Annotated in this window: 14 protein-coding genes; 1 reads left to right on the forward strand and 13 read right to left on the reverse strand. The window is 66.1% G+C overall.

The features are described 5' to 3' along the window. Positions 1–17: 17 nt before the first annotated feature. From AC3WLY_RS02060 to AC3WLY_RS02070, 3 genes are all read right to left on the reverse strand, one after another. Positions 18–185, reverse strand: a complete 168-nt coding sequence (locus tag AC3WLY_RS02060) for a hypothetical protein (RefSeq protein WP_175960241.1) — start codon at positions 183–185, stop codon at positions 18–20. Between the two features lie 77 nt (positions 186–262). Next, a complete protein-coding gene (locus tag AC3WLY_RS02065; protein WP_492309611.1) occupies positions 263–1,042 on the reverse strand; it encodes an SDR family NAD(P)-dependent oxidoreductase in 780 nt (259 codons plus the stop codon). A 33-nt stretch (positions 1,043–1,075) separates the two neighbouring features. Continuing rightward, positions 1,076–2,323 carry a D-arabinono-1,4-lactone oxidase gene (locus AC3WLY_RS02070; RefSeq protein ID WP_492309612.1) on the reverse strand — a complete coding sequence of 416 codons (1,248 nt, stop codon included), beginning with the start codon at positions 2,321–2,323 and terminating at the stop codon, positions 1,076–1,078. Positions 2,324–2,607: 284 nt separating this feature from the next. Between AC3WLY_RS02070 and AC3WLY_RS02075 the strand changes: the two genes are divergently transcribed. Continuing rightward, complete coding sequence (locus AC3WLY_RS02075) at positions 2,608–3,570, forward strand: helix-turn-helix domain-containing protein (RefSeq protein WP_244137283.1); 963 nt, start codon at positions 2,608–2,610, stop codon at positions 3,568–3,570. Between the two features lie 62 nt (positions 3,571–3,632). Here AC3WLY_RS02075 and AC3WLY_RS02080 read toward each other — a convergent pair whose 3' ends face one another. From AC3WLY_RS02080 to AC3WLY_RS02125, 10 genes are all read right to left on the reverse strand, one after another. Next, on the reverse strand, positions 3,633–4,052 hold the full coding sequence (locus AC3WLY_RS02080; RefSeq protein WP_492332637.1) for a 2-oxoglutarate dehydrogenase: 420 nt from the start codon (positions 4,050–4,052) through the stop codon (positions 3,633–3,635). Positions 4,053–4,107: 55 nt separating this feature from the next. Then, positions 4,108–5,976, reverse strand: coding sequence for a S10 family serine carboxypeptidase-like protein (locus AC3WLY_RS02085; protein WP_492310155.1), 1,869 nt, complete (start codon positions 5,974–5,976; stop codon positions 4,108–4,110). Between the two features lie 734 nt (positions 5,977–6,710). After that, a complete protein-coding gene (locus tag AC3WLY_RS02090; RefSeq protein ID WP_492310156.1) occupies positions 6,711–8,522 on the reverse strand; it encodes an ExeM/NucH family extracellular endonuclease in 1,812 nt (603 codons plus the stop codon). A gap of 211 nt (positions 8,523–8,733) precedes the next feature. Next, positions 8,734–9,675, reverse strand: coding sequence for a copper resistance D family protein (locus AC3WLY_RS02095; RefSeq protein WP_175960425.1), 942 nt, complete (start codon positions 9,673–9,675; stop codon positions 8,734–8,736). After that, a complete protein-coding gene (copC, locus tag AC3WLY_RS02100) occupies positions 9,672–10,052 on the reverse strand; it encodes a copper homeostasis periplasmic binding protein CopC (protein WP_175960423.1) in 381 nt (126 codons plus the stop codon). Before copC ends, AC3WLY_RS02095 begins: the two co-directional genes overlap by 4 nt. Before the next feature lie 14 nt (positions 10,053–10,066). Beyond that, on the reverse strand, positions 10,067–10,414 hold the full coding sequence (locus AC3WLY_RS02105; protein ID WP_175960849.1) for a copper-binding protein: 348 nt from the start codon (positions 10,412–10,414) through the stop codon (positions 10,067–10,069). Positions 10,415–10,488: 74 nt separating this feature from the next. Further along, positions 10,489–11,784: a multicopper oxidase family protein gene (locus AC3WLY_RS02110; RefSeq protein WP_072438338.1), complete on the reverse strand. Its 1,296-nt coding sequence runs from the start codon at positions 11,782–11,784 to the stop codon at positions 10,489–10,491. A 1-nt stretch (position 11,785) separates the two neighbouring features. Then, on the reverse strand, positions 11,786–13,270 hold the full coding sequence (locus AC3WLY_RS02115; RefSeq protein ID WP_492310157.1) for a TolC family protein: 1,485 nt from the start codon (positions 13,268–13,270) through the stop codon (positions 11,786–11,788). Beyond that, complete coding sequence (locus AC3WLY_RS02120; protein ID WP_492310158.1) at positions 13,267–13,563, reverse strand: hypothetical protein; 297 nt, start codon at positions 13,561–13,563, stop codon at positions 13,267–13,269. The genes AC3WLY_RS02115 and AC3WLY_RS02120 overlap by 4 nt, the downstream gene beginning before the upstream one ends. An 88-nt stretch (positions 13,564–13,651) precedes the next feature. Further along, positions 13,652–14,008 (reverse strand): hypothetical protein, encoded by a 357-nt coding sequence (locus AC3WLY_RS02125; protein WP_492310159.1) that lies wholly within the window; start codon positions 14,006–14,008, stop codon positions 13,652–13,654. Between the last annotated feature and the right edge of the window lie 57 nt (positions 14,009–14,065).

A 14,065-nucleotide genomic window follows, 5' to 3' on the forward strand; every position in this document is an offset into this window, starting at 1 on the left:
GTCGAACCTCGCGAACGTCAGCCGTAGACGGGGAAACGTCGCGTCGGCTCGGCCACTTGAGCTCGTACGCGCTCGAGGGTTTCAGCATCGTCCGGGCTGTCGAGGACATCGGCGGCCAGAAGGATTGCGACAATCCGCCAGAACACACCGCGCGACACGGACGCAAAAAAATCGAAGGTTCGCATTGCTGCGGAACCTTCGACCCGGTTCGCCGACCATGCAGACGCGGCGCCTGCCCTTCAGCTTCTTGCGAGCATCGGCATCAGACGGCGGAAAAGCAGTTGTCGACGAACAGATGGGTGCCGTTGACGAAACTGGACTCGTCGGACGCCAGGAACAGCGCGGCCGCCGCGACCTCCGACGGCTCGCACAGCCGGCCCTGCTGAATCGCGATCGCCGCTTCGGTCGCGTCGACGCCCATCGCCTGCAGGTCCCTGAGTTCGCGCATCCCGTGCGGCGTGCGGATGAACCCCGGCGCCAGCGCATTGCACCGAATTCCGCGGTCGCGATACTCGACGGCAATAGCCCGCGCGAACATGTGGCACGCACCCTTGGTCGCGTCGTAGAGCACTTCGCCCGGCGTCGCGCAAACCGCGGAAATCGACGACGTACACACGATGCTGCCCCGCCCCTTCTCGAGCATCTGCGGCAGTACCGCCTTCGTCATCAGGAACATGCTCTTGACGTTCACGCCCATCAGCCAGTCCCATTCCGACTCCTCGATGTCGAGGAACGGTTTGACGATCAGCGTCCCGGCGTGATTGAACAGGATGTCCGCATTGCCGTACTGCTCCCGCGCCGCATTGACGGCCTGCCGGACCTCCGCCTGTTTCGACACGTCGGCGCCGAGGCCGATCGCCTGCAGGCCGGCATCGCGCAGCCTGGACGCGAGCGCTTCGGCGGCGTCGCCGTCCCGGTCGACGATTGCAACCTTCGCGCCCTGTGCGGCGAACAGTTCGGACGCAGCCCCGCCGCACCCGCCGGCGCCGCCGCTCACGATGGCGACCTTGCCGGCCAGGCGGCCGTCAATCTTGACATTCATTCTTCGTTCTCCTGTCTGGTTCGATCGGCACGCTCAACTGAACAGCGTCCGAAGATGATCGTTGAGGAAGTAGCCCTCGGGGTCCACGCTGCGGCGCAGTGCGCGGAATGCTTCCGCCTTGGGGAACCAGCGGTCCACGTCCTCGCGGTTCGTGAAGTGCAGCTTGCCCCAGTGCGGACGCGAGTCGTAGTCGCGCAGGATGTCGTCGACGTCCTTCAGGAACGGCCAGTAGTCGACACCGTTCGGGCCGCCCGAGCATGAAATGGTGACGCTGTCCTGATGGTTGAACGGGCTGATCCACGCCGGATCGCCCTTCGTGAAGCGATACTCGACCGGGAAAATGCAGTCGCGGTGTTTCGTGAGAATGAGCTCGCGTACGCGGCGCAGCGCTTCCTTTCCGTGTTGCGCGGGCACCGCGTACTCGAGTTCGTGGAAGTTCGGCACGTAATGGATCGCATACACCTCGGAGCTGTATGCGATCTTCTCGTGCTCGCCTTCATGGAACGTGCGCTCGGCGGTGATATCCATCACCTTGATCTCGCACACGTCGTAGTCTTTCTTCGAATTCGACACCTTGGCGGTGTCGGGCAGGCAATACAGGTGGCGGCTTTCGGACGTCGGACACCAGAAGAAGCCGAAATGCCGATGCTTCGCCGCCAGGTCGTCGTATTGCTCCATCAGCGCTTCGAAGTCCTCGCGCCAGACGCGGTCGTGCAGCCAGAACGCATCGGTCACCTGCAGCGTCATCTCCGAGACCACGCCGAACATGCCGATATTCACCTGAGTCGCATGGAGCAGGTCGAGGTCCTTCCGGTCGCTCACTTCCATGATCGAGCCGTCCGGACGCACGATGCGCATCCCGACGACCTGCGACGACAGGTTGCTCAGCGTCGTCCCCGTGCCGTGCGTGCCGGTTGCGAACGCGCCGGCAATCGCCTGCGAATCGATGTCGCCCTGGTTGACGAGCGACAGGCCGATGTCCTTCAGGTGACGCGTCACCGCATTGAGCCTGGTGCCGGCCTTCACCGTCACGCGCTTGCGCGCTTCATCGACATCGATGATGCCCTGGTAGTCTTGCAGCGACAGCAGCAGGCCGCTCGTCGCCACGACCGGCGTGAACGAGTGCCCCGACCCCGAGCAGCGGACGTGCTTGCCCTGGCGCGTCGCGGTGCGCACCAGTTCCGCGATCTCGGCCTCGCTGGCCGGCGACGCCAGGTGCGCGGCCACGCACGACTGATTGCCGACCCAGTTTCTCCAGAATCCGCCACGGGGAAGTTCCATCAACGTCTCTCCAGATAGGCACCGCGGTGCGTTGTCGGCATGGGTCGGCGGGGCGGCGGTTGGCGGTTGGACGCCCCGCCGAACCGCTCGGTGAACTGCGTCGCATTCGTGCCAAAGGTAGGGTACCGAAACGCTTTCCACTATCGGATTTCGGCAAGCGAGGGTTTCCACGAGGCGGCGCTTTTTGACCGGCTCGCCGAGCGGCTACAATGATTCGACCCGGCCCGCCCCTTCCCGCCCCGATGACGCCGTCTGCCCACCCGAGCGATTTCTCTGGCGCCCCGTTGTTCGCGCGAACGGTCGCGTTCTGCGCGTTCACCGACGTGGAGGAACAGGCGCGGTCGTTCGAAGGCTGGAACCTGAATTACACGCAGATCTCGGGCGGCCTGTTTCACGGCTCGTCGTCGATCGTGTCGCTGGGCGGCATCAAGCTGCTGGTCGAGGATCTCGACAAGGTCATCCTGCAGCGGGGCGCGGTGCCGTCGGACCGGATCGCCGTGGCCGTGCCGCTGGAACTGGAAGGGCATGCGCGCATGTGCGGCGAGAAGAGCGGGCGCGACAGCCTGCACGTGTTCTCGAGCCTGCCTGAATTCGAGTTCTACTCGCCCGACCGGCACGTGCTCGTGAATGTCGAAATCGAGCCCGACAAGTTGTCGACGCCGGCGATGCGCACGGTCGCCGCATCCCTGCGCGCGCGCACGCTCGCACCGCTGATCCCGATGCCGACCCACGTCGCGGACAATCTTCGCGATCTGCTGCGCCGGACGCTGGCCGCCGCGGCGAAAAGCACCTCCGTCGAAGACGTGACGACGCAGGACCGGATCGAACTGCTGGAGCGCACCGTCCTGTACGCGATCTCGGAAGTATTGACGGCGGCCGCGCCGGAGGCCGGCGCGCAGGCCGCGCGCCCGACGAAGTACTGGTCGCTGGTCAACGCCGTGCAGGAGCGGCTTCAGGACGCATCGACCTGCCCGCTGTCGATCGCCGAACTGTGCGTGCAACTCGGCATCAGCCGGCGCACCGCGCAGTATGCGTTCCACGACGCACTCAACCTGAATCCCATTGCGTATCTGCGGGCCGTTCGACTGAATCACGCACGCCGCGAACTTCGGCTCGGCGAATCCGTGACGTCTGCCGCAACCAAATGGGGCTTCTGGCACCTGAGCAGTTTCGCGCAAGACTATCGCGCGATGTTCGGCGAGTTGCCATCGGCCACGGCCAGGCGCTACGCGCGCCACGCAACCTGAGCGCGTGGCGCGGTTCGGCGGCCGGTGCCGACCTCGCACCGGCCGCCGCCCTGCCCGCTACGTCACTCGTCCTGCTGTTCCTGCTGCGCCTGCACCTGCCGCTGCTGGATGAACTGCCGTACATCGCTCATCGTCACGCGGCCCGTGTGCTTCGCATCGATCTCGTCGAAGTGCTTCGACACGAAACCGAGCCCGCTGCTCTGCGCCTGCGCCTTCGTCACGGCCGCGCCGTTGCTCAGCACCGTATTGGCGCCGAGCCTCGCGTCGACGCGCCGCTGCGCCTGCTGCTGCAGCGTCGCGCCGGTCGACGGCAACACCGGCGCCGCACGCGTGGCAGGAAAGAACGGACCGTCGACACCGCGCCCGCCATGCGGCAGCTTCACCGGCGCCACCGCCTGCGGCGGCAATGCGTAGGCGCTGCTCAGCGCGGCACCGAGGACGATCAACGCAGACGTACGCCGAATCAATTTGATTAGGGACATGATCACTCGCATTCAATGGATGAATAGAGGGTTCCTTTGACAAGGAGTCCGTCGCTCAAGGGGCCGCCGCCAGCGTCGTCGCGGCCGTCGCGCCCGGGACGCTGCCGGTCGGCACGCTGGGCGGGTTCTCGTCCGGCCAGGGCGGCGGCAGCGTATGCAGCGTCAGCGCCGTCGGAATCCGCTTGCCGCGATAGAACGTCACCAAGTCCCGCTTCATCTGCGGACGCGCGACATCGTCCAGGTAAGTCATGTGACCGCCCTGGAAGAAGTTCACCTGCAGCTTCGGGTTCAGCCCCTTCACCGTCTGCAGCCGCGCGAGTTGCTTCTCGGTGTTGAAGAACGGCGTCGCGAGATCGTGGAAGCCATTCTCCGCGAGCACGCGAAGCTTCGGGTTGAGCTGCAGCGCACCGAGCAGATCGGGGATCGTGTCGGGCATCGGCTGGCCGTCGTGCGAGAAGTCCCATACGCCGATGATGTTGTCGTTCAGCGGCAGGTAGGTCGCATTCGGCGCGGTGTAGCCGAGGTAGTCCGGCATCTGCGTCGCGAGCGCGTTCGTGAACGGCTGCGAGATCAGGATGTCGGACGGGTCGCCGTCGGTTTGCAGACGCGGATCGGAGTTCGGCAACGATACGCGTCCGTCATAGCGGCCGACCGTCGTTCCGGGCAGCAGGCTCGTGCCGAACGGATTCGCGTTGAAGTAGCCGCGCAGCGCCTGTTGCGTCAGGCTCGACGGGATCGACCACAGCTGGAGCGTCGCATCGCTCGGGAACACCGGCGTGCCGAGCGCATCCGGAATGCCGAGCTGGCTCAACACCCACGACTGCGAATACTTCTGCAGCTGGTTGTAGATCAGCGTCGTGAACAGTTCCGTCTGCAGTGCGTACAAAGCCTGGTTCACCGGCGCCGGCGATACCTGGTTGAAGTACGCCGCGACCGCCGCATAACCGGGTAGATAGCCGGCCACCGTATCGGTTTCGAGCAGCAGCCCTTCCGTCGACTGCGTGATCGCCACCGCTTCCACCGCATCCGCGAAGTAGTTCAGGATCGCCGACTGCAGCACGATGCCCGTCAGGTGCACACCGGCCGATTCGAGCGCGAGCGCCAGCATGTCGGTACGCGGCGTGCCGTACGATTCGCCGTACAGGTAGATCGGCGAGCTGCCGCGGCCGTTGACGTTCAGGTAGCGCTGGATGAAGTCGCGCATGATGTTCACGTCCGCATCGGAACCCCAGTACTTCTGGTTGGTGTTCGGCAACACGGCTTCCGACAGCCCGGTTCCCGGCGGGTCGATGAACACGAGATCGGTGGTGTCGATCAGGCTTTCCGCGTTGTCGACGAGCGGATAGTTCGGCCAGTTGCTGCCGAACAGCGGATCGGGCGTGGCGACGCGGGTCGGCGCGAACGAGCCGAGGCGCAGCCAGATCGACGACGAGCCGGGGCCGCCGTTGTACACGAACGTGATGGGACGCGGCTTGCCGTTCGTGCTCGGCGCGGTGTACGCGACATACGACATCGACGCTTCCGCATTGCCGTTCGCGTCCTGCGCGGTCAGGTGGCCGGTGGTCGTCGTGTAGTTGATGGTCGTGCCGCCGGACTTCCACTGGTAATGCATGACCGCCGCTTTCTCGGACACCTGCGCGGCGGCGAGGCCGTCGGTCGCATTCATCGAATACGCGACCTGATCGACGTAAGGCTGGTTGGCCGCCGGCGTCTGGCTGCCGGCCGATTGTTGCGCGCTGGCCTGCTGGCTGGCGGTCGCCTGCGCGAGGCTCGACGCGCCGACGGACGACGAATCGTCGCCGCCGCACGCCGCGAGCGCCAGTGTCATGACGGTCAATGCACCTAGCCCGGCCAACCGGCCGTGACGGCCACGGCGGCCATGGCGGCCATGGCGGCTGCCGGTACAGCTCCTGTCTGGTTTCATCTCTGCCCTTTGATTTGGTTCGGATACCGCTTCACAAAGGCCGCCTTCGCCGGCGAGACACGCAGCAACACCCGCCACTCGCGCAAAAGGCGGTTGGGATCGGACTGCTTCAAGAGACTGAACGTGATACAGACACAGCAAACTGCCGGCGAGAATCGTGCTTGAACCGCCCCCTGCAGTTTGGACTTCTTTTCTGATTACCGAAATTTACGACATCGACAAAATAGGCGGTGCTGCGCCGCGTTGTCAAAGATCATTCCGATATTAAAAATCATGCAATGATGCGAAGGCCGATCAGTGTCTGGCTTTTGAAAGAGATCTGGATTATTCGTGAAAGGTGCGCTTTCTCTGCAACGCTTCGCCGAATATTTTTACTTTTCGTACACATCGCAAAAGCCTTTGCTGTATTGATGCAGTGCCTCAAAATCCCTCAGATCGACAGTATTTTTCTTTCATTTTTATTATTCTCAATCGATTAAGACGGCACAGCGGCATGCATACATGATTCGATGATTCGATTCGCTGCTACCGTTATTTAATCCTGGTGGCTTATGCATACCTCGCCATCCACAAAATACCGATTTTGCTAATTCTCATCGGCCGCAACGGAATTATTTACCCGATATCCGGCCGGATTTTCCGCAGTGCGAGCGGCGCGCGACACACACGCCGCCGCCTGCACAACGACGTGCGGCAGTGCCGCACGTCGTCCATCGCAATTACTCAACCCGCCATCAATGCCCGCCGCCCGGCAGCGCGATATCGATCAGCACCGGATCGTGATCCGACGAACGATATGCATCCGGTGCGTAGTACGTCTTCTGCTGCTCGGCCGACTTGTACGCCATCGTGTATTGCAGCGCGAGCGGCTCGTCCGCGTTGATGTGCCATTCGTGCACGGCCTTCACGTGCGATGCAAGCGGCAGCGTCGCGAGCGCGTGATCGAGATAGCCGGCTTCGCCGTTGTACACATAGCTGTACGCATTCGCGCCGATCCAGCGCGCGACGAGGTTGCGGTAGCCGCGCGATTCGAGCGTGCGGATCGGGTCTTCATGCGTGTAGCTGTTGAAGTCGCCGATCAGCAGCACGCCCTGGCCCGCGACACCCGTCGGCGTACCGGCGAGCCAGTCGGCAACCTTCGCCGCCGCACGCGTGCGCGTCGGGTTCCAGCAGCCCTGGCCGTCGCCCTGGTCGAGATCGTCGTTCGCGGCGTCCGGGCAATTCTTCGACTTCAGGTGGTTCACCGCGATCGTCAACGCCTGCTTGCCGCCGATGCGGCGGAACGACTGCGCGAGCGGCTGGCGGTTCTTGTCGTCGATCGCGAGCGTGGCCGCGCGGCCGACCGGTTCGACCTTGCGGCCGTCGTAGATCATCGCGACCGCGATCGCATCGCCGCCGAGGCGCGACGTGCCCGGATCGACGACGCGCCAGTTGTTGCCGAGCTTCGCCGCAAGCTGGCGCACCGCGCTCAGTTCGCCGTAGCCGTTGTTCTGGATTTCCATCAGGCCGATCACGTCGGCGTCGAGCGCCTTCAGCGCGCTGACGATCTTCGCTTCCTGGCGCTGGAATTCCTGGTAGTTCTTCGCGCCGCGGTTGTTCGGATCGTCGAAGCCGCCGCCGAGACCGTTGCCGTTGAAGTAGTTGAGGACGTTGAACGATGCGACGCGCAGGTTCGATTTCGGATCGCGCGCGGGCGCGTTGGTGCGCGGGTTCGTGCGCGCGTCGAATGCCGGCACGGCCGCGCCGGGCAGCGGCTGCACGCGCCACGCGCCGTAACGCACTTCGAGCACGCCTTCGACGTCGCGCACGGTGTAGCCTGCGCGCAGCGTGTTCGCGGCCGACAGGCCCGGCGCCGGATACGGCACGGTCGCGGGGTTCTGCTTGTTCGAGCCGTCGTCGAGGACCAGCCGGTTGCGTGCGTTCGCATCGATCTGCGTCTGCGCCTGGGCGGGCGGCACGACGCTCGTCGGCGTGCGCAGGCGGCCGTTGCTGAGCAACACGCTGCCGTAACGGCCGAGCTCGTAGTTGTCGGTGACGTTCAGCGTCTGCGGCAGGCGCACGAGCATCCCTTCATAGGCGGCGAACGCGTTCGGGCTGTCGACCGGCAGCGCGAGCGTCGCGGGCGTGACGGTCTGGCCGTTCGCGCACACCGCGATCGCACCCGACTGCGTGAGCTGCGTCTGCCCGTATTTCTCCTCGACCTTGCCTGTCACGTGCACGAGATCGCCGGCCTTCGCGCGCACTTTCGGCGCATAGACGAACAGGCCTTCGGACACGCCCGGCTGGTTGCGGCGCTGCGCGTCGGCCTGCTGGACGAAGAAGCCGCCGAAACCGTCCGTCCCGCCGAAATCGGCAGTGACGACGGCTTCGATCGACACGTTCTGGCCGGCGAGCGGCGACGGCGCGCCCGGCCCCTGGATATCGGCGATCGGCGTCGCGCTGCCGCCGCAGTTCGGGCTGACGGGCGCGGCGGTGGCGGCGATCGCCGGCGCAGCGAGCGTGGGCAGAAGCAATAACGGGGCAAACAGGCGGATTGTCGAGCGCATGGCGGGGAATCCCGGTTGTGAGGGTGGCGAAAGCTTAGCGGCGCTCAATGACAGTTTTTGGTAATCGGCAGACAGGCCGATGTAATTTCCGTTATCGCGTCGCGATCGCCACCGGCCACACGATCGCGCATAAAAAGCGGGGAATCGTCCGACAAAAATTCGCCATGCTCGCGACGATTCCCCTGAGTGACTTTGTCAACGCACCGTCGCGCTAGACCGTCCCCGGCAGCGCGCTCGACACGAGCACGGCCGCCACCATCAGCACGCCGGCCAGCACGACCGCCTCGATCCGCAACACCGCGCCGAACCGGCGCAACGGGCCGGCCGGCATCGCGGCGGCCGGGTCCTTCAACGCGGCCAGCAGCTTCGGCATTCCGAAGAACCGGTTGTGTCCGCCGAGCGCCGCTGCGATCAGCACGAGCGCGAGCTTCAGCAACAGGATCTGCCCGTATGTCGATGCGAGCAGGTTGGCGGGCGTATCGACGCCGCGCCATCCGTTGTACGCGCCGGTCGCGAACAGCACGATCAACGCATAGGTCGACGCATCGGAAAGCGACTGCACGAACGACGCGCCGGTCTCGCGTTCGCCCGCGGGCATGCCGACGAGCCGCGGCATCACGCCGAACGCCGTCACGAGCACGAGCCCGACCCACGCGCTGATCGCCAGCAGATGCAGCCAGTCGACCCACACCGGCACGCTGAACAGCCCTGCGTCGACCGGATGCCCGCCGTTGCTGCGCGCGAGCGCGACGCATGCGAGCGCTGCCCACATCGCGAACGGAAAGCGCGTGTCGTTCGCATGTCTGATGAACGACAGCAGCACGACAACAGCCATGAACACGGCGCCGGCCAGCCACGCATGGCCGAAGCCGGTGCCCACGAGCATCGCGCGGACGGCCGGCCCGGCGTCGAGCATCGACACTTCGCTCATCAGCGCGCAGTGCGCCCAGAACGTGGTGATGCTCGCGAGCAGCGACGCGACGGACGCGATGCGCAGCGTCGCGACGAGACGCCGCGCGATGCCGTGCTGCCACGCCGACGCGCCGCGCGCGAGCCAGTGGCTGCCGAGCAACGCGCCGACGATCACCGCGAACCCGGCGTTCTGGATCGCCACCGATACGAGCCGCAGCAGGCCGACGAAACCCTCGTTCACCCTTTCACCTTGAACGTATAGGTGCCCTTGGTGCGATGCGCGTCGGCCGTCATCACCGCCCACTGCACCGTGTACGCGCCCGGCGCGAGCTTCGGCATCGCGATGGTCATCACGCGCGGATTCGACGCATCGACCTTCGCCTTTTCCTGCGTGACGGCGTTGCCGTTCGCGTCCGACACCTTCACCGAACTGAATGTCGGTTCGAGGTCTTCGTTGAACGTAAGCCGCAACGCGTCGGGCGCCGTATCGACCGTGCTGCCTGTCGCGGGCGCGGCGCTTTCGAGCTTGCCGTGCGCCGATGCCGCGACCGGCGCGGCCGCGAGAATCGCGCCGGCCGCGGCGAAGGCGGCCAGCCGCGTGAGAGTCGTGATCTTCATGTTCATGCCCGGCGTCACGGCTTCTTCAGCTCGACGACGGTCAACGCACCGCCCACGTCCTCGGCGACGAAGTCGATCTTGTCGCCTGTCTTCACCTGCGACAGCATTGCAGGGTCCTTCACCTTGAACACCATCGTCATCGCGTCCATCCCGAGGTTGTCCAGCGGGCCGTGCTTGATCGTGAGCCTGCCCGCGGCCGTGTCGACCTTGCGGATCTCGCCGTGCGACATCCCGCGCTTCGCGTCGGCGCCCTGCTTCGCGCCGCCGCTCATGTCCATGCCGGCCATGTCGCCGGCCGCGTACGACGCGGCGGAGAACGCCAGCGCGCAACCCATTGCAATCGAAACCAGTCCCTTCTTCATCATGCTTGCTCCCGAGTGAGTGAATCGAAACCGGCAGCCGCATCGGCACGGCCGCCGCTTGCTGCTACTGCTGCTCAGCCGTCCGGCAATTCGCCGGTGTATTCGTACGCGACGGTGCCCTTCGGATGCCGGAACCAGCCCGGATCGCGATAGTCGTTGCGGCCGAGCCCCTGCCGCACCTTGAGCACCGTGAACATGCCGCCCATCTCCAGCGGCCCGAACGGGCCCGTGCCCGTCATCATCGGCAGCGTGTTGTCGGGCAGCGGCATCTCCATGTTGCCCATCGCACCGCCCGTGCTGCCCATCGCCATGTAGTCGGGCACGAGCTTGCCGATCTTTTTCGCGAGATCCTTCTGCGGCACGCCGATCAGGTTCGGCACCTGGTGGCCCATCGCATTCATCGTGTGATGCGACTTGTGGCAATGGAACGCCCAGTCGCCCGGGCGATCGGCGGTGAACTCGATCGCGCGCATCTGGCCCACCGCGACATCGGCCGTCACTTCCGGCCAGCGCGCCGCCGGCGGAATCCAGCCGCCGTCGGTGCCCGCGACTTCGAAGCTGTAGCCGTGCAGGTGGATCGGATGGTTCGTCATCGTCAGGTTGCCGAAACGAATCCGCACGCGGTCGCCCGCGCGCACCGGCAGCGGGTCGATGCCCGGGAACACGCGCGAGTTGAAGGTCCACATGTTGAAATCCGTCATCTCGTTCACGCGCGGCGTGTAGCTGCCGGGATCGATGTCGTACGCGGCGAGCAGGAACACGAAGTCGCGATCGACCGGCATCGTGCCGCGATCCTTCGGGTGCACGATGAACATGCCCATCATCCCCATCGCCATCTGCACCATCTCGTCGGCGTGCGGGTGATACATGAACGTGCCGTGCGATTCGAGCTGGAACTCGTAGACGAAGGTCTTGCCGGGCGGGATATGCGGCTGCGTGAGGCCGCCGACGCCGTCCATCCCGTTCGGCAGCCGCAGCCCGTGCCAGTGGATCGTCGTGTGCTCGGGCAGCCGGTTGGTCACGAAGATGCGGACCTTGTCGCCTTCGACGGCCTCGATCGTCGGGCCCGGCGACTGGCCGTTGTAGCCCCACAGGTTCGCGTTCATGCCGGGCGCCATCTCGCGCACGACCGGCTCGGCCGTCAGGTGGAATTCCTTCCAGCCGTTCTTCATCCGCCACGGCAGCGTCCAGCCGTTCAGCGTCGCGACGGGCGTGTACGGGCGGCCGTTGGGCGGCACGAGCGGCGGCTGCGTGGCGGTTTTCGCCATCGTGGGCGCTTCGGGCAGCGACGCGGCGCCGGCCTTGCTGACCATCGCCGCGCCCAGCAGCGCGGCGCCCGAGCCGCTGAGAAATTGTCGACGGGACACCATGTCAATGACCTTCAGGATGCGTTGCGGGCGCGGGTTGCGCCGCGGGTGAGGAAGCCGGCTGCGGCGCAGCGTCGGTTCCGGGTTCGGGTTCGGCGGAAACCGCCGCGCGCGGCGCGGGGCCCGAAGTCGGCAGCCGGCCGCCGACGGCCATCTGCAGATCGGTTTCGGCGAGCCAGTAGTCCTTCAGCGAATCGATGTAGCCGTTCACCGCGCCGACCTGCTCGCGCGCATCGGCCAGCAGCTCGAACACGCTCGCGAGCATCCCGTTGTAGCGCAGCAGCAGTTCGTCCGAGATCGTCTTGCGCAGCGGCACGACTTCGTCGCGATAGTGCTTCGCGACGTCGTAGCTCGTCACGTATGCCGCGTACGACTCGCGCACTTCGGAGCGCGCGTCGATGGCCGTCTTCGCGAGCCGGTTCGCCGACTGCATGTAGACGGCCTCGGCCCGCGCGACCTTCGCGCCGCCCCAGTCGAACAGCGGAATCTCGACGCTGATCTCGTAACCGTGCTCGTGGCCCTTGCCGGTCTCGTAGTTGTTCACGTAGCCGAGATCGACCGCGTTGACGAAGCGCGTGGCCTTGCTGAGGCCGAGCGACGACGCGACGCCCTGCGTCTGCAGCTTCGCGGCCTGGATATCGAGACGGTTGCTCATCGCGAAGCGTTCGAGATCGGGCAGGTCCGGGCGCGCGTTCGGCAGGTCGGGCAAACGGTCGGGCAGCGCGTACTGCGCGCGCTCGCCCCACAGCCCCATCGCACGCGTGAGCTTCTCGCGCGCGGTCACGGCCTGTTGGCACGCCTTCGCGTGCTGCGCGACCGCGTCGGCATGGAACGCCTGTTCGCGCGCGTAATCGAGCCGGCTGAAGTTGCCGGCCTGCCGCATGCGCTGTGCGAGTTCGGCAGCCGCGCTCGCAGCATCGCGCACCTGCTGCGCATAGTTCGCGGCCTGCTCGGCAGCGACGGCCTCGACATACGCGCGGCGCGCGTCGGCCGCCACCTTCAGCATCGCGTCGGCCGTTTCGAGCTTGGTCTGTTCGAAACGGCGGCGCTCGAGGTTCGTCGCGAGCGGCATCGTCAGCAGCGCGAACACGTTCGCCGAGAACGTGCGGCCGAGGCTCAGCTCGCCGTCGCCGGCGCGCGTGCGGCTGAACGAGAAGCGCGGGTTCGGCAGTCGGCCTGCCTGCACTAGGTCGGCCTCCGACAGCCCGAGCTCCGCGTACGACGCCTGCAGGCCGCGGTTGTTCAGCAGCGCGACCTGAACTGCATCGTCCATCGACAGCGGCTTCGCGAGCAATTCCCGGGTCCGCTTGTCGACGGCTTCGCGGTCGGCATCGGTGCGGACGACGACGGCGTCTTTCCCGATCCGTTCCGACGCGGTGGACGACACGGCGCCGAAGCCGCCGTCCTTCGAAAACGTCGTGCAGCCCGCGAGGAATGCCAGCGCGACTGCGGCCGCGCCGATTCGCGGCGATATCGCCAGGTTCCTCATCGCGCGGCCCCTCCGTGCGTCGAATGGGCGCCGCCGTTGCCCGCCGGGTTGCCGGGCTTCGCGGCGCCGGTCGTGTGCCCCTTCACGGGCCGCTCCATCACGTCCCGGTTCAGCTGCTTCCAGCCCGGGCCTTCGTCGTCCCGATACGGCCGGTAGCCGTCGAACGCGGACGTCACGGTGACGTCCGGCACCGTCGCGGCGGCGTCCGCCGGATCGGGAAGCGGGGGTTGCGCAGGCGCGAGCGACGGCACGATGGCCGCCGCGCTCAACAGCGCCGCAGTGATCAATCGCATGAAAAAGTCTCGTCGTGAGTCGTCCGGCGGCTGGCGTGCAGCCGGCGGAGCGGATTGCGGGTCGCGGCCGGTCGGCCGCGGGCAGGGACTAGACGGGAATCCGGCGAGGCGGCCGCTCGATGCCGCCGGTCAGGAACGACACGACGACTGCCGAAGGCGAATACGACGCGATCGCGATGCTGGCGTCCGACGCAGCCGGTACCGCTGGCACACCGGACATGCTCGTGCCGAAGCAGCAGGACACACAGGCGGCGCACGACGGCGCGTGGCTGTCGTGATCCCCCTGTTTCTCCTGCGTGCCCTGCGCGATCGACATCGTGTGCGGCGCCTCTTTCGCATGCGGCACCGCAGCGCCCGCGCACTGCATCGACAAGGTCGCGAACGACTGGATCGGCAGGCTCAGCGCCAGCAGCAAGACGAGGATGAATTTGCGCCAATACGACATGGAAACGGAATCAGGCAAGCAACGACCGGATGGGCCGGCGCAGCACCGCGACGGCGC

It is taken from the genome of Burkholderia sp. FW306-1C-G01B, assembly GCF_058781685.1.